Origin of the sequence: Janibacter indicus, from assembly GCF_900176385.1 — a bacterium.
GTDB classification, from domain to species: domain Bacteria; phylum Actinomycetota; class Actinomycetes; order Actinomycetales; family Dermatophilaceae; genus Janibacter; species Janibacter indicus.
This window is the reverse complement of the sequence record NZ_FWXN01000002.1, coordinates 246,891-262,226: the sequence shown is the minus strand read 5'-3', so window position 1 is coordinate 262,226 and position 15,336 is coordinate 246,891. Positions and strand designations below refer to the sequence as shown.

Genomic DNA, 15,336 nt, shown 5'->3' with positions numbered 1-15,336 from the left:
GCGCGGCCCGCCGAGGGCCACGAGCGGTCGATCCTGACCGCATCGGTCACCCCGGCGGTCCGACCACCGGGCGTCGCCCACCGTAAGCACACCACCCGGCCAGGTCTCAAATCGGTAACGGCGACGAAGGGGGTGCCCGTCACCTGAGCGAGGTGACGGGCACCCCCTTCTCCAGTGGGAGGATGGGCGCCATGCAGAGCCTTGCTGACGCCACTCCCCAGATCGCCCTGGGCGCGCTCGACGGCCGCTACCGGCCCGCCGTCTCGCCGCTCATCGACTACCTGAGCGAGCCCGCGCTCAACCGCATGCGGGTCCACGTCGAGGTCGAGTGGCTGATCCACCTGACCTCCCGCCAGGTCGTGCCCGGCGTGCGGCAGCTCACCGACGACGAGCAGGCGGCCCTGCGCCGGGTCGTCGAGGACTTCGGCCCTGACGCGATCGCCGAGCTCGCGGCGACCGAAAAGGTCACCCAGCACGACGTCAAGGCCGTCGAGTACTACCTCAAGGAGCGGCTCGCGCAGATCGCCCCGGCCCCCGAGGACAAGGGTCTGGCCGAGCTGATCCACTTCTGCTGCACGAGCGAGGACATCAACAACCTCTCCTACGCCCTCATGGTCCAGGGCGCTGTCGAGGAGGTCTGGCTGCCGCGCGCCGACGCGCTCGCCGAGGCGGTCGCGTCGATGGCCGACGAGCTGCGCGACGTGCCGCTGCTGGCGCACACCCACGGTCAGCCGGCGACGCCGACGACCATGGGCAAGGAGCTGGCCGTCCTGGCGCACCGCCTGATGCGCCAGCTGAAGCGGATCCAGCAGGACGAGTACCTCGGCAAGATCAACGGCGCGACCGGCACCTTCGGTGCACACCTGGCGGCCGTGCCCGAGGCCGACTGGCTGGAGATCTCGCAGTCCTTCGTCGAGGGCCTCGGCCTGACGTGGAACCCCCTCACGACGCAGATCGAGTCGCACGACTGGCAGGCGGAGATCTACGCCGACATCGCCCGCTACAACCGCGTGCTGCACAACCTGTGCACCGACGTGTGGAGCTACATCTCGATGGGCTACTTCGCGCAGGTGCGCGGCCAGGGCACCGTCGGCTCGAGCACCATGCCGCACAAGGTCAACCCGATCCGCTTCGAAAATGCCGAGGCCAACCTCGAGGTGAGCAATGCACTCCTCGACGTCCTCGCGAGCACCCTCGTCACCTCGCGGCTGCAGCGCGACCTCACCGACAGCTCGATGCAGCGCAACATCGGCACGGCGCTCGGCCACTCCCTCCTCGCGATCGACAACGCAGGCCGCGGTCTGGCCGGGCTCGACGCCGTGCCCGAGGCGATGGCCGCCGACCTCGACCGCAACTGGGAGGTGCTCGGCGAGCCGATCCAGTCGGTGATGCGGGCCCTCGGCGCGCAGGGCGTGCCCGGCATGGAGGAGCCTTACGAGCGGCTCAAGGAGCTCACCCGCGGGCAGCGCATCGGCCAGCCGGAGCTCGTCGGGTTCGTCCGCGGGCTGGGCCTGCCGGCCGACGTCGAGGAGCGCGTCGCGGCGATGACCCCCGCGACCTACACCGGCATCGCGCCCCAGCTGGTCGACCTGCTGGACTGAGCTCCTCCCGGCACGGGGCGCAGCGGGTCAGCGCGGCTCGTCGTCGGCCATCCGCCCGGACCCGGGCCACCAGATGCGGTTGCCCAGGTCCGCGGCCAGCGCCGGCACGAGGACCGAGCGGGTGACGATCGTGTCGAGGAGCACCCCGAAGGCGACGATGAAGGCGATCTGCGCGAGGAAGAGCAGCGGGATCACCCACAGCGCGGAGAAGGTCGCCGCCAGGACGACGCCGGCGCTGGTGATGACCCCACCCGTGACCGCGACGGCGCGGCGCACGCCGCGGCGGGTCCCGACGTGCAACGACTCCTCCCTGGCCCTCGTCATGAGGAAGATCGAGTAGTCCACGGCGAGGGCGACGAGGAAGACGAACCCGAGGACGGGCGTCGAGGGGTCGGCGCCGGGCTGGTCGAGGACCCGGGTGAAGAGGATCGCCGAGACGCCCAGGGTCGCGGCGAAGGTCAGCACGTTGACCGCCACGAGCAGCACGGCCGCGGCGACGGAGCGCAGCAGGGCCATGAGGATGAGGGTGACGACGAGCAGGATCGCGGGCACGACGACCCGGTAGTCGCGCGTGCTCGCGTCGTCGGTGTCGACCGAGGTCGCGGTCGCGCCACCGACGATGATGCCGGGATCGACCGCGTGGAGCTCGTCGCGCAGGTCGCGCACGACCTCGCGGGCCTCCGGCGACTCCGACCCGACGGTCAGGGTGGCCGAGAGCAGGGTCGAGCCCGATCCGGACGTGGACTCCCGCGACTCGACCCGGCCGGCGACGTCGTCGTGGTCGGCGAGGACTCCCTGCGCCTCGCGGACGCTCGCGTCGGGGACGACGACCTGCACGGGCTGCTGGTCACCGCCGTCGAAGTGCCGGTCGAGGACACCCTGCCCGTCGACGGACTCCACATCGGTGGTGAAGAACTGCGCCTGGGAGATGCCCTGGGTCGGGAAGGTCAGCGCGGCAGCCGCGGCGACGAGCAGCACGGCGGTGGTGACCACCCAGGTGGCGCGCGGGCGGGCCGTGACCCGACGCGCCACGCCGGACCACAGCCGGTGCTGCGGTCGGGACCCCCGACGCGGCACCGACGGCCAGAAGGCGGCCCGACCGAGCAGGGCCAGGGCCGCGGGCAGCAGGGTGAGCGAGGCGACCATGGCGCCGGCGATGCCGAGGGCACCGACGGGCCCCAGGCCCGAGATGTTGCCGAGGTCGGACAGCAGCAGGCACAGCAGACCGGCGATGACGGTGCCGCCGCTGGCGGCGACCGGGCCGAGGGTCTGGCGCCACGCGATGCGCAGCGCCGGCAGGGGATCGGCCGCGTGCAGCTCCTCCCGGTAGCGGGCGACGAGCAGCAGCGAGTAGTCCGTCGCGGCGCCGACGACGAGGATGAAGAGGATCCCCTGGCTCTGCCCGGACAGCTGGATCCACTCGGCCGCGGCCATCGGGTGGATGACCAGGGCAGCGAGCGCCAGCCCGAAGATGCTCGTCAGGAGCACGACGAAGGGGAGGACGGGGCTGCGGTAGACGACGAGCAGGATGACGAGCACGACGACGAGCGTGACGAGGAGCAGCAGACCATCGATCCCCGCGAAGGCCTCGCCGAGGTCGGCGGCGAACCCCGCGGGACCGGTCACCGACACCTGCGCCCCGTCGACGTCAGGAGCAAGGTCACCGCGCAGGTCGTCGACGACCAGGTCGGAAATGGCCGTCTCGTCGACGGTCTCCTCGACGGCAGCCGCGTCGAGAGCCAGGACGACGATCGCCGCGTCGCCGTCCTCCGACGGGATCACCGGGATGCGTTGCGCCGCAAGGTAGTCCGACACCGTGCCCGGCACTGAGTCGAGCTGCTGCCGCGGCAGCTGCTTGGCCCAGGCGCCGAGCTCCGCCAGCTGCTGGCGGTCCAACCCGTCGGCTGACTCCACCGCCACGATGAGCGGCAGGGTCGCGTCGGCCTCGAAGTCGGGGAGCTGCTCGGCCACCCGGGTCGACTCGGCCTCCTGGGGCAGGAAGGAAGCCTGGTCGTTGTCCTGCACGCTCGACAGCTGGCCGACGAGCGGGCCACCCACCGCCGCCACGACAAACCAGAGCACGATGACGAGGCCGGCGAGGAGTCGGGGGACGACTCCGGACCGCGAGAGGGAGGGCATGGCCAAACCTTAGACGAACATTGAACAATCCTCCACGGCGCCAGCGCGGTGACCGGGGGGCCTCGCGATCGACCCACTCGGGGGCTGGGTCAACGCATCGCGTCGGCGAGCGCCAGCGCGCTCGCACCCCAGCCCGCGGCCGTCGGGTGGACGAACTCCTTGAGCTCACGCCCCGGCGCGAGGACCGGGACCAGCCAGGCATTGCTGTTGTTCGCGACGACGTGCGGGTCGATACCGTGCGTGTAGCCGCCCCAGTCACGCTTGACGTCGACGAAGGTGAACCCGCCCTGACCACCGTTGGCTCGTGACAGCTCGGCCATCGCCGCCCGCTGCAGGGTGTCGCCGCGCAGCTGCATCCGCGAGAGCTCTTGCCCGGCGTCGTAGGTCGAGCTCAGGCGGAAGCTGCCGGTGTTGATCAGGTGCGGGTACCCCAGCAGGTAGACGTGCGCACGCCCGCCGGAGCGGTCGTGGACCGCCTGCAGCGCCTCTACGAGCCGGGGCTTCAGCGACGTCAGCTCGACGTTTGCCGCGTCGATGCGGGCCTTGCAGCTTCCCGCCGCGCGCAGCACGAGGCAGTCGATGACGATCGAGGTGAAGCCCACGTCGTTGCCGCCCGTGGTGACGAAGACGGCGTCCGTCGAACGGTCGACCGCGTCGATCTGCGGTGCGGCCTGCAGCTGGCAGCGGACCGTCGCGGTGTAGAGATCGCCCGCCGACGCGCTCGAGCTGAGGGTGTAGACGTAGGAGAAGTCCGGCTGGGCGGGAGTGCCGCAGAGGTGGTCCGCCTTCGCCCTCGCCAGCCACTGGACCCGGGCATCGACGGCCCCGACCGGGATCCGGTAGGTGCGCGTGCGCCACGACGGCGACCCGATGTCGCGCGGCTGGAGGATGTCTGCGGTCACGCCACCGCTGCACGCCGCATTGGTGTAGGTCGCGCCCTTGAGCTGCGCGACCCGAGCGCCGTAGTTGTTCGGCGAGCGCCAGCACGACTTCTCCTCGTAGCTGCCCGCGCCGTTGCCCGAGGAGAAGGAGTCGCCGAGCTGGACGAAGTGCTGGCGCGACTCGGCCGGGGCGCTTGGAGCGGCGTTCGAGGGACCCGCACCGACGGTGGCGGCCGCGGCCGCAACGACGGTGACGATGGACAAGGTGCGAGCGCGCATGGCGTCCTCCCGGGCAGAGCCGGTCGCCGTCGACCGGTGTTACTTCACAGTAACTTCCGGTCCGGTGACGCGCACGGCCAGGCGCACGACGTCCCGGGGCGCGGGAAGGTGCGGCCGGCCCCCCTTCGTCCGGGGCCGTGGGCTCAGGCCAGGCGCACGAGCGCTGAGGGGTCCTCCTGCGGGAGCCGGCCCTCGGTGAGCGCGGCGGTGACGACCTGACGGTTGAAGGTCGTACGGCCACCGCGCGTGGTGAGGAAGGCGGTGTCGGCCGCGTCGCGGCCGGTGGCGATGCGGACCATCGCCTCGCGGGGGGCCAGTCGGGTCGCGTCGACGATGTGCCACGCGTCGTCGACCCAGGCCTCGGCCACGGCGTGGAAGTCCATCGGCTGCAGCCCCGGGGCGTAGACCGAGACGAGCCGCGCGGGGGTGCCGAGCGCCCGCAGCAGGGCGACGACGACGTGCGCGAAGTCGCGGCACACCCCGGAGGCCTGGAGGATCGAGTCGACGGCGCCGTCGGTGCCCCGGCTCGACCCGGAGATGTAGGCCATGTGCGTGTTGACCCACTCGCCGACGGCATTGACCCGCTCGATCCCGGACTGGCTCGGGAAGAGCCGAGCAGCCATGGGGGCCAGTCGATCCGACTCGGCGTAGCGGCTCGGACGGGTGAAGACCCAGCGGTCGAAGTCGATCTCACGCCCCACCTGGTCACCGGTCGGCCTGGTGATGTCGACAACCGCGCGATAGGTCACCTCGAGCCAGCCGTCGCCCACCTCGTCGACGACGTGCAGCCGAGTGCCGTGGTTGCCGGCAAGCTCTCGCGCCTCGACCTGCTTGCCACCCGCGTGGATGAGGATCTCCTCCTCGAGGATGTCGTGCGCAGCGGACACGGCGAAAGAGAGGAGCGCCTCGCGGACTCCGGTCGTGCCGTAGGCGAACTTGGTCCCCACGGTGGCGGTGAGCGGCGTGGGGTCGGCGTCGACGATCGCGAGGTCGGTCATGGACCCATAGGACCGCGCCGGGGCGGCTGGCGTCAAAGCGAAGGGGGCGGGGGGCTCAGCCGGCGGGGGCGACCGCGAGCAGGGTCGACAGGGCGCCGAGGGCCTCGGGGTTGATCCAGTAGTAGACGAAGGTGCCGCGGCGCTCGCAGTCGACGAGCCCGGCCTCGCGCAGCAGCTTGAGGTGGTGCGAGATCGTGCCCGACGACAGGTCGAAGGCCGGGGTGATCTCGCAGACGCACAGCTCGGGCTGCGCGGCGATCATCGAGACCATGCGCAGCCGGACCGGGTCGCCGAGCGCCTTGAAGACCGGCGCCAGACGGGCCGCGTCGGCCTCGGTGACGGGCGAGGTCGCCAGCCCGCAGCAGGTCACGGCCTGCTCACCAGGGACCGACTCGAGGATGCTCACGAGCTTATCTTGACATATCTCAAATCAACGGACCATGCTGGCCGCAGCAGTTGATTCGACATCCATCGAAGCAGGAGCTTCTCGTGATCCCCACGACCCCCACCCGCGATGCCGTGCGCGAGCGCTATGCCGCTGCCGCCCGATCCCACCTCACGGGAGACGCCAGCCCGTGCTGCAGCGGGTCCAGCCCCGGGGGCGAGCCCGACCCGATCACCGTCGGTCTCTACGAGGGGACGGACTCCCCTTCGGACGCGGCACTCGCAGCCTCGCTCGGGTGCGGCAACCCGACGGCCCTCGCCGACCTCTCCCCCGGCGAGGACGTCCTCGACCTGGGCTCCGGCGGCGGTCTCGACGTGCTGCTCTCCGCGCGGCGCGTCGGCCCCACCGGCACCGCGACCGGGCTCGACATGACTGACGAGATGCTCGAGCTCGCCCGCCGCAACCAGGCCGAGGCCGGCATCGCCAATGCGCGCTTCGTCCGTGGCCGGATCGAGGCCATCCCGCTCGATGACGCGAGCGTCGACGTCGTCATCTCCAACTGCGTCATCAACCTCAGCGCGGACAAGGACGCCGTGATCCGTGAGGCGCACCGCGTGCTGCGGCCGGGCGGACGCTTCGCCGTCGCCGACGTCGTCCTCCTCCGCGGGATCCCCGATGCGCTGCGCGGCATCGTCGGTCTGTGGACCGGCTGCATCTCCGGAGCCCTGCTCGACACCGCCTACGTCGAGCGGCTCACGGCGGTGGGCTTCACCGACGCCTCCGTGGAGATCACGCGCACCTACGGCCGCGACGACCTGCACCGCCTGTCCGGCCTCGTGGGCGACCAGCTGCCGCATGGCTGGACGCTCGAGCAGGTGGTCGACGCGCTCGACGGGTCCTTCGCCAGCGCCTTCGTCCGCGCGAGCAAGCCCGCCGAGCAGTGAGCGTCGACACCGCGCCCGGACAGGCGCCCGCTCGCCTGTCGACCCTCGACCGGTGGCTGCCGGCGTGGATCGGGCTGGCGATGGTCGCCGGCCTCCTCCTCGGCCGGCTCGTCCCCGGCCTCGGCGACCTGCTGGGCGCCATCGAGGTCGACGGGATCTCGCTGCCGATCGCGCTCGGACTGCTCGTGATGATGTACCCCGTGCTCGCCAAGGTGCGCTACGACCGGCTCGACACCGTGACCTCCGACCGCCGCCTGCTCGGGTCCTCGCTGCTGCTCAACTGGCTCGTCGGACCGGCGCTGATGTTTGCCCTCGCCTGGACCCTCCTGCCCGACCTGCCCGAGTACCGCACCGGCCTGATCATCGTCGGGCTCGCCCGCTGCATCGCCATGGTCATCATCTGGAACGACCTCGCCTGCGGCGACCGCGACGCCGCCGCCGTTCTCGTGGCACTCAACTCGCTCTTCCAGGTCGTCGCCTTCGCCGGGCTCGGCTGGTTCTACCTGTCGGTCCTGCCCGGCTGGCTCGGCCTCGAGCAGGCCGCCCTCGACGTCTCTGCGTGGCAGATCGCCAAGTCCGTCCTGATCTTCCTCGGCATCCCCCTGCTCGCCGGCTACCTCTCCCGTCGCGTCGGCGAGCGCCATTGGGGGCGAAGGGAGTACGAGGAGACCTTCCTGCCGAAGGTCGGGCCCTGGGCCCTCTACGGGTTGCTCTTCACCATCGTCGTGCTCTTCGCCCTGCAGGGCGAGGCCATCACCTCCCGGCCCCTCGACGTCGGCCGGATCGCCCTGCCGCTGCTCGCCTACTTCGCCCTGATGTGGGGTGCCGGCTACCTCCTCGGCCGGACCCTAGGCATGGGCTACGAGCGCACGACGACGCTCGCCTTCACCGCGGCGGGCAACAACTTCGAGCTCGCCATCGCCGTGGCCATCGCGACCTTCGGCGCGACGAGCGGCCAGGCCCTCGCCGGCGTCGTCGGGCCGCTCATCGAGGTCCCCGTCCTCGTCGGCCTGGTCTACGTCAGCCTCGCCCTTCGCACGCGCTTTCCCTCCCCTTCGCCCGACCTGCAGGAGGTCCGATGACCCCGTCCGTGCTCTACGTCTGCGTGCACAACGCCGGCCGCTCGCAGATGGCCGCGGCCTGGACCCGTGTGCTGTCCGGCGGCACCGTCGAGGTGCGCTCCGCCGGCTCCGCCCCCGCCGACTCGATCAACCCGGCCGTTCGCGCGGCGATGCTCGAAGAGGGCATCGACCTGTCCGCCGAGCGGCCCAAGGTCCTGACCACCGACGCGGTGCAGGCCAGCGACGTCGTCATCACGATGGGGTGCGGTGATGCCTGCCCGATCTTCCCCGGCAAGCGCTACGAGGACTGGCAGCTCGACGACCCCGCCGGCCAGGGTATCGAGGCCGTGCGGCCGATCCGCGACGAGATCCGGGGGCGGGTGCAGGAGCTGCTCGCCTCGCTCGGGATGGACGCGTGACGGGTCACTGACCGGGTCTCGAGGCTCAGCCGTGGACGGCCTCGCACCTCGACCAACGGTGGGTCGCGGACCTCAGCCGGTGGGCTGCGCCAGGGCGAGGACCTCGGCGCTCGGCAGCGCCGCGAGCTCGGCCGCGTCGACGAGCAGCTTGGAGCCGCGCACGCCCGAGCCGATGACGACCTCGCCGGCGGCAACGACCGCCTCGTCGACGAGCACGGGCCACCCCTCCGGCAGCCCGACGGGGGTGATGCCGCCGTACTCCATGCCGGTGACCTCGACGGCCTCGTCCATCGGGGCGAAGGAGATCTTGCGCGCGTCGACGTGACGGCGCACGACACCGTTGATGTCCGCCCGGTCCGTCGCGAGGACGAGGACGGCGGCGTGCTTGGTCTCCCCTCCCCTTCGGCCTGCGACGACGACGCAGTTGGCGGACAACTGCGGCGGCGACGCATAGGCCTCGCAGAAGGCGGCGGTGTCCGCCAGCTCGGGGTCGATCTCGGCCACGCGGGCCGAGGGGACCGCCGCGATCGCGGCGGCGACGGGCGCGGCGAGCAGATCCGTGCGCTCGGCCGCCGGAGTCCAGGTCAGGGTGCCGGCTGCGGTGCTCATCCCTCGACTCTAGGCCCCGCCCGGCCTACCCTGACCGGGGACCACGAGGAGGTGGCCGATGGTGGAGTCGGGTCGGCGGCGCACGCTGGAGCGCGCCTGGGAGCACTGGCGCGAGGGCAGTGCCCCCGAGCAGGTGCGCCCCGAGATCCTCTCGTCGTGGGAGCGGTCCGCCGAGCACCTGCCTGCCAGCGTCGACGCGGCCCCCCTGGCCGACGAAGGGGAGACCGCCAGCCTCTTCGCGGAGTCACCGCTGTCGGCCGCGGTCGCCCGGCTCGAGGGGGCGCTGCGGTCCGCGGCCGAGGACGGCGACCTCGTCGTCGCTGTCACCGACCCCCAGACACGGATCCTGTGGACCTATGGCGGGCGGGTCATGCGCAGCGCTGCCGAGCAGGTCAACTTCGTCGCCGGCGGCCGGTGGGACGAGGGCAGCGTCGGGACCAATGCGCTCAACCTCGCGCTGCGCATGGACTCCGTCTCAACCGTCTTCGCCGCCGAGCACTACGCCCCGATCATCCACAACTGGGTCTGCTGGGCCGCGCCCGTCCACGACCCGGGGACCGGTGCCCAGCTCGGGGTGCTCGACCTGTCGACGACGTGGGACCGCAGCCACCCCATCGGCGCCGCCACCGCCCAGGCGCTGGCGCGTCTCCTCGAGACGGCGATCCCCGCCTCGTCGATCGCCTCGACGCTGACCGTGCCAGCGCAGCAGGGGCTGCACCTACGGCTGCTCGGCGCGAGCGAGGTCCACCTCGACGGCTCGCGCCTGCTGCTCACCCGCCGCCAGGTCGAGATCCTCGCGATCCTCGCGCTGCACCCCGACGGGCTCTCGCTCGGCGAGCTGCACGCCCACCTCTACGGCGACGAGCGGGTCTCGACGAGCACCCTGAAGTCGGAGGTCAGCCACCTGCGCTCGGCCCTCGGCGGCCGGCTCGCATCGCGCCCCTACCGGCTCGACCTGCCGGTGACGAGCGATGTCGACGCCGTCCGGGCCGCCGTGCGGCGCGGTGACGCCCGGGCCGCCGTCGACGCCTACGGCGGCGACCTCGTCCCCGGGACCAGCTCGCCGCTGCTCACCGAGACGGCCGACTACCTCGCCGTCGCCGTCCGCGAGTGCCTGCTCACCGACCCCGACCCCTCGGCGGTCCTCGCCTACAGCGAGGTCGTCGCCGACACCGAGGTGCTGCAGCGGGCGCTCGACGAGCTGGGCGATGGGCGCCACCCGGCCCGGGCACCGCTCACCGCGCGGTTGGCGGCGGTGCTGCGGTAGGGCGGTAGCGTCGCACCATGAGCGCAGCCGATCGCGCGGGCCAGCCCGCACTGCCCGAGGACCTCATCGACGTCAGCCACGTCGTCACCGCCTACTACGCGGTCCAGCCCGACCCCGAGGACGTCGACCAGCAGGTCGCCTTCGGCACGAGCGGGCACCGGGGCTCCTCGCTCACCGCGTCCTTCAACGAAGCCCACATCCTCGCCACGACCCAGGCGATCGTCGACCACCGCCGCGCGGCCGGCATCGACGGCCCGCTCTTCCTCGGCCGCGACACCCACGCCCTCTCCGAGCCGGCGTGGACCACCGCCCTCGAGGTCCTCGTCGCCGGCGGCGTCACCGTCCTCGTCGACTCCCGCGACGGCTACACCCCGACGCCCGCGATCTCGCACGCGATCCTCACGGCCAACCGGGGCAAGGACCTCACGGCGAAGGGGGGTGGCCTCGCCGACGGCATCGTCGTCACCCCGTCGCACAACCCCCCGAGCGACGGCGGCTTCAAGTACAACCCGCCCCACGGCGGCCCCGCCGACACCGACGTCACGAGCGCCATCGCGGACGCGGCCAATGCACACCTGCGCGATGGGCTGCGGCAGGTGCGGCGGACTTCCTTCGCCCGGGCCCGGGCCATCGCGACCGACCACGACTACCTCGACGCCTACGTCACCGACCTTCCCGATGTGGTCGACCTGCAACGGATCCGAGACGCCGGCGTGCGGATCGGTGCCGACCCGATGGGCGGCGCGGCCGTGCACTACTGGGGCGAGATCGGCGAGCGGCACGGCCTCGACCTCACGGTGGTCAACCCGCTCGTCGACCCGACGTGGCGCTTCATGACCCTCGACAAGGACGGCAGGATCCGGATGGACTGCAGCTCGCCGTCCGCGATGGCCAGCCTTGTCGCACAACGCGATCGGTACGACATCGCGACCGGCAACGACGCAGACTCCGACCGGCACGGCATCGTCACGCCCGACGCGGGGCTGATGAACCCCAACCACTACCTCGCCGTCGCGATCCAGTACCTGCACGGCGGCGCGCGTCCGGGATGGTCGAGCCGGCGCATCGGCAAGACGCTCGTGTCGAGCTCCATGATCGACCGCGTCGCGGCCGACCTCGGCATGGACCTGTGGGAGGTGCCGGTCGGCTTCAAGTGGTTCGTCCCCGGCCTGCTCGACGGCTCGGTCGGCTTCGGCGGCGAGGAGTCGGCCGGCGCCTCCTTCCTCCGCCACGACGGGTCGGTGTGGACCACTGACAAGGACGGCATCATCCTCGCGCTGCTCGCCTCCGAGATCCTCGCGACCACCGGTCGCTCTCCCAGCGAGCACTACGCCGACCTCGTCGCGCGGCACGGCGAGCCCGCCTACGCCCGCGTCGACGCGCCCGCGACCCGTGAGCAGAAGGCTGCCCTCAAGGCCCTCACCCCGGCCGCTGTCTCCGCGGACTCCCTTGCAGGAGAGGCGATCACGGCCAAGGTCACCGAGGCCCCCGGCAACGGCGCGGCCATCGGTGGGCTCAAGGTCACCACCGAGTCGGCGTGGTGCGCCGCCCGCCCGTCGGGCACCGAGGACGTCTACAAGATCTACGCCGAGTCCTTCCGCGGGCCCGAGCACCTGGCGCAGGTGCAGGCGGACGCCAAGGCCATCGTGGACGCGGCACTGGGCGGCGCCTGACCACCCGCCTGACCGACCCGGGCAGGCCACGGACTACCCGTTAGGGCAGTTACGGCCGTCCTCTCACGTCACTAACTTGGGCCGAACCAGACAGCGACGTCGGAAGGACGACACCATGGCAGACGAGCAGCACGACGGTCTCGAGCAAGACGCTCAGGTCGACGCAGTCGCCGATGACCTCGTGGAAGAGGTCTCCATCGACGGCATGTGCGGCGTCTACTGATCCGCGCCTCGACCAGAGATCGATGATCGCGATGAACGCGGAAACGCCACGGATGCTGATGCGGCCCTGGGAGCTGTCGGCATCCGTGGCGCTTCGCCCCGAACCCTTCGGGGCCCTGGCCTACAACTTCCACAACCGCAAGCTGTCCTTCCTCAAGCGACCGGAGCTCGTCCGCGTCGTGGAGCACCTCGCCGACCACCCGGACGTGCAGAGCACCCTGGTCGCCGAGGGCATCCCGCAGGAGCAGCACGACGGGTACCTGCGTGCGCTGCAGGGTCTTGCCGCCAACGGCATGATCCGCCCACGCACCGACTCCTGAGGAGCCAGCATGACCCTCACCACCGACCGACCCGCGGCCCGGCAGGCACCAGCCCGCCCCGAGGGCGGCACGCTCGTCGAGCAGTTCGAGTTCGGCCTCGACGCCCCGATCTGCCTGACCTGGGAGCTGACCTACGCCTGCAACCTCGAGTGCGCCCACTGCCTCTCCAGCTCGGGTCGGCGAGACCCGCGCGAGTTGAGCACCGAGCAGTGCAAGGCCGTCATCGACGAGTTGCAGCGGATGCAGGTCTTCTACGTCAACATCGGCGGTGGTGAGCCGACGATCCGCCCCGACTTCTGGGAGCTGCTCGAGTACGCGGTCGCCCACGACGTGGGCGTGAAGTTCTCGACGAACGGCGCCCGGATCACCCCCGAGCGCGCGGCCTTCCTCGCCGCGACCGACTACGTCGACGTACAGATCTCCCTCGACGGCGCGACCGCCGAGGTCAACGACTACGTCCGCGGCCCCGGCTCCTACGACATGGCGCTGCGTGCCCTCGACAACCTGCAGGCCGCCGGGTTCGGTGACGCCAAGATCTCCGTCGTCTGCACCCGACAGAACATCAGCCAGCTCGACGACTTCAAGGCCATCGCCGACCGCTACGGCGCCACGCTGCGCCTGACCCGGCTGCGTCCCTCGGGCCGCGGCGCCGACGTGTGGGACGAACTGCACCCGTTGCCGGAGCAGCAGCGGGTGCTCTACGACTGGCTCATGGCTCACGGAGAGGACGTGCTCACCGGCGACTCCTTCTTCCACCTTGCGGCCTTCGGCGAGTCCCTGCCCGGGCTCAACCTCTGCGGCGCCGGCCGCGTCGTCTGCCTCATCGACCCCGTCGGTGACGTCTACGCGTGCCCCTTCGCGATCCACGACCAGTTCCACGCCGGGAACCTGCTCACCGACGGCGGCTTCGGCGGGGTGTGGCGCGACTCCGAGCTCTTCCGCGAGCTGCGCTCCCCTCAGACCGGTGGCGCCTGCTCGAAGTGCGCCCACTTCGACAGCTGCCGCGGCGGCTGCATGGCCGCGAAGTTCTTCACCGGCCTGCCGCTCGACGGCCCCGACCCGGAGTGCGTCCAGGGCTACGGCGAGTCCGCCCTCTCGGGCGAGCGCACCGTGCCCGCCGCCAGCCAGGACCACTCCAAGGCCAACCCCACCCGCAACGAGCCCGTGATGCTCAAGCTCATGCGCCGCCGGCCCGAAGGGGAGACCGCTGCCCCGCCGCGTCCGGTCTCGCCGTGCGCCGAGAGCCCGCTCGCTGGCTTCGACCCTCGATGACGAGGACGAGACGATGAACAAGCCCGAGTGGCTCACCAACCCCTGGAAGCAGAACCCGTGGTTCGAGTCCGTCGCCGTCGCCCAGGAGCGCGCCCGCAAAAAGCTGCCCGCTCCCGTCTACGGCGCACTCGTCGCCGGGTCGGAGCGCGGCCAGAGTCGCGACGACAACCAGAGCGCCTTCGCCGAGATCGGCTTGGCTCCGCACGTCGTCGGCCAGCAGCCCGAGCGTGACCAGTCGACGACCGTCTTCGGCCAGCAGATCGGCTCGCCGGTCATCATCAGCCCCACCGGCGTCCAGGCGGTCCACCCCGACGGCGAGGTCGCCGTCGCCCGGGCCGCCGCGGCCCGCGGCACGATCATGGGCCTGTCCAACTTCGCCTCGAAGTCCGTCGAGGAGGTCTGCGACACCGGAGCGACGACCTTCTTCCAGATGTACTGGACCGGCGACCGCGACACGATGATCCAGCGGATGACCCGCGCCCACGAGGCCGGCGCCAAGGGCCTCATCGCCACCCTCGACTGGTCCTTCTCCATCGGCCGTGACTGGGGCAGCCCGGAGATCCCCGAGAAGGTCGACCTCAAGGCGATGATCCGGCTCGCCCCGCAGGTCGCGACGAAGCCTCGCTGGCTCGTCGACTTCGGCCGCCAGTTCATCGACACCGGCAAGCTGCCCGACCTCACCGCGCCCAACCTCACCCCGCCCGGAGGGGAGGCGCCGACCTTCTTCGGTGCCTACTACGAGTGGATGACCACGCCGCCGCCCTCCTGGCAGGACGTCGCGTGGATGCGGGAGCAGTGGTCGCAGATCAGCGGCACCCCCTTCGTCCTCAAGGGTGTCTCCCGCGTCGACGACGCGCTGCGCGCGGTCGACGTCGGCGTCGCCGGCATCTCGGTGTCCAACCACGGCGGCAACAACCTCGACGGTACCCCCGCCGCGATCCGCATGGTCCACCCGATCTCGCAGCGGGTCGGCCACCAGGTCGACGTCGTCATGGACGGCGGCATCCGCCGCGGCTCCGACGTCGTCAAGGCCCTCGCCCTCGGCGCCAAGGCCGTCCTCATCGGCCGGGCCTACCTCTGGGGGCTCGCCGCCAACGGCCAGGCCGGGGTGGAAAACGTCCTCGACCTGCTCAACGGCGGCGTCGACTCCGCCCTGCGCGGCCTCGCCCTCTCCTCCGTCGCCGAGCTGGGCCCCGAGCACCTGCTCGTCCCCGAGGGTTTCCACCGCGAGCTCGGTGTGCCCGCGGCCGCGACGACGCGCTGACG

General features: G+C 71.7%; 15 protein-coding genes. 10 read left to right on the top strand and 5 right to left on the bottom strand.

Annotated elements, in window-relative coordinates:
* Positions 1 to 191: 191 nt before the first annotated feature.
* Positions 192 to 1,601, top strand: coding sequence for an adenylosuccinate lyase (gene purB, locus B9B60_RS03080; RefSeq protein WP_084449904.1), 1,410 nt, complete (start codon positions 192 to 194; stop codon positions 1,599 to 1,601).
* A gap of 27 nt (positions 1,602 to 1,628) precedes the next feature.
* On the opposite strand, the gene B9B60_RS03075 is transcribed toward purB, so the two are convergent.
* From B9B60_RS03075 to B9B60_RS03060, 4 genes are all read right to left on the bottom strand, one after another.
* Positions 1,629 to 3,740: an MMPL family transporter gene (locus B9B60_RS03075; RefSeq protein ID WP_084449806.1), complete on the bottom strand. Its 2,112-nt coding sequence runs from the start codon at positions 3,738 to 3,740 to the stop codon at positions 1,629 to 1,631.
* 89 nt (positions 3,741 to 3,829) lie between these two features.
* Positions 3,830 to 4,900 (bottom strand): SGNH/GDSL hydrolase family protein, encoded by a 1,071-nt coding sequence (locus B9B60_RS03070; RefSeq protein WP_084449805.1) that lies wholly within the window; start codon positions 4,898 to 4,900, stop codon positions 3,830 to 3,832.
* A 143-nt stretch (positions 4,901 to 5,043) separates the two neighbouring features.
* Entirely contained in the window at positions 5,044 to 5,898 is an 855-nt protein-coding gene (locus tag B9B60_RS03065; RefSeq protein ID WP_084449804.1) for a transglutaminase-like domain-containing protein, read from the bottom strand.
* A 55-nt stretch (positions 5,899 to 5,953) separates the two neighbouring features.
* The gene (locus tag B9B60_RS03060) at positions 5,954 to 6,304 is read right to left on the bottom strand and encodes an ArsR/SmtB family transcription factor (RefSeq protein WP_084449803.1); all 351 of its coding nucleotides are present in this window, start codon (positions 6,302 to 6,304) and stop codon (positions 5,954 to 5,956) included.
* An 83-nt stretch (positions 6,305 to 6,387) separates the two neighbouring features.
* On the opposite strand from B9B60_RS03060, the gene arsM reads away from it, so the two are divergent.
* From arsM to B9B60_RS03045, 3 genes are read left to right on the top strand one after another with little or no spacing between them, the layout of a single operon-like run.
* Positions 6,388 to 7,227 (top strand): arsenite methyltransferase, encoded by an 840-nt coding sequence (arsM, locus tag B9B60_RS03055; protein WP_200811135.1) that lies wholly within the window; start codon positions 6,388 to 6,390, stop codon positions 7,225 to 7,227.
* Positions 7,224 to 8,309, top strand: coding sequence for an ACR3 family arsenite efflux transporter (gene arsB / locus B9B60_RS03050; RefSeq protein WP_084449802.1), 1,086 nt, complete (start codon positions 7,224 to 7,226; stop codon positions 8,307 to 8,309). Before arsM ends, arsB begins: the two co-directional genes overlap by 4 nt.
* Entirely contained in the window at positions 8,306 to 8,707 is a 402-nt protein-coding gene (locus B9B60_RS03045; protein WP_084449801.1) for an arsenate reductase ArsC, read from the top strand. The genes arsB and B9B60_RS03045 overlap by 4 nt, the downstream gene beginning before the upstream one ends.
* A gap of 72 nt (positions 8,708 to 8,779) precedes the next feature.
* Here the strand turns inward: B9B60_RS03045 and B9B60_RS03040 are convergent, their stop codons facing one another.
* The gene (locus B9B60_RS03040; RefSeq protein ID WP_084449800.1) at positions 8,780 to 9,316 is read right to left on the bottom strand and encodes a YbaK/EbsC family protein; all 537 of its coding nucleotides are present in this window, start codon (positions 9,314 to 9,316) and stop codon (positions 8,780 to 8,782) included.
* A gap of 58 nt (positions 9,317 to 9,374) precedes the next feature.
* On the opposite strand from B9B60_RS03040, the gene B9B60_RS03035 reads away from it, so the two are divergent.
* The 6 genes from B9B60_RS03035 to mftD all read left to right on the top strand — a co-directional run bounded on the left by B9B60_RS03035 (position 9,375) and on the right by mftD (position 15,334).
* Positions 9,375 to 10,583, top strand: a complete 1,209-nt coding sequence (locus B9B60_RS03035; RefSeq protein WP_084449799.1) for a sigma-54-dependent transcriptional regulator family protein — start codon at positions 9,375 to 9,377, stop codon at positions 10,581 to 10,583.
* A 17-nt stretch (positions 10,584 to 10,600) separates the two neighbouring features.
* Entirely contained in the window at positions 10,601 to 12,256 is a 1,656-nt protein-coding gene (gene pgm / locus B9B60_RS03030) for a phosphoglucomutase (alpha-D-glucose-1,6-bisphosphate-dependent) (protein ID WP_084449798.1), read from the top strand.
* 115 nt (positions 12,257 to 12,371) lie between these two features.
* Positions 12,372 to 12,479: a mycofactocin precursor MftA gene (gene mftA, locus B9B60_RS03025; RefSeq protein ID WP_082807721.1), complete on the top strand. Its 108-nt coding sequence runs from the start codon at positions 12,372 to 12,374 to the stop codon at positions 12,477 to 12,479.
* A gap of 52 nt (positions 12,480 to 12,531) precedes the next feature.
* The gene (gene mftB / locus B9B60_RS03020) at positions 12,532 to 12,798 is read left to right on the top strand and encodes a mycofactocin biosynthesis chaperone MftB (protein WP_200811133.1); all 267 of its coding nucleotides are present in this window, start codon (positions 12,532 to 12,534) and stop codon (positions 12,796 to 12,798) included.
* A 9-nt stretch (positions 12,799 to 12,807) separates the two neighbouring features.
* Positions 12,808 to 14,070, top strand: a complete 1,263-nt coding sequence (mftC, locus tag B9B60_RS03015; RefSeq protein ID WP_068328741.1) for a mycofactocin radical SAM maturase — start codon at positions 12,808 to 12,810, stop codon at positions 14,068 to 14,070.
* A 13-nt stretch (positions 14,071 to 14,083) separates the two neighbouring features.
* The gene (gene mftD, locus B9B60_RS03010; RefSeq protein ID WP_084449797.1) at positions 14,084 to 15,334 is read left to right on the top strand and encodes a pre-mycofactocin synthase MftD; all 1,251 of its coding nucleotides are present in this window, start codon (positions 14,084 to 14,086) and stop codon (positions 15,332 to 15,334) included.
* Positions 15,335 to 15,336 lie beyond the last annotated feature (2 nt).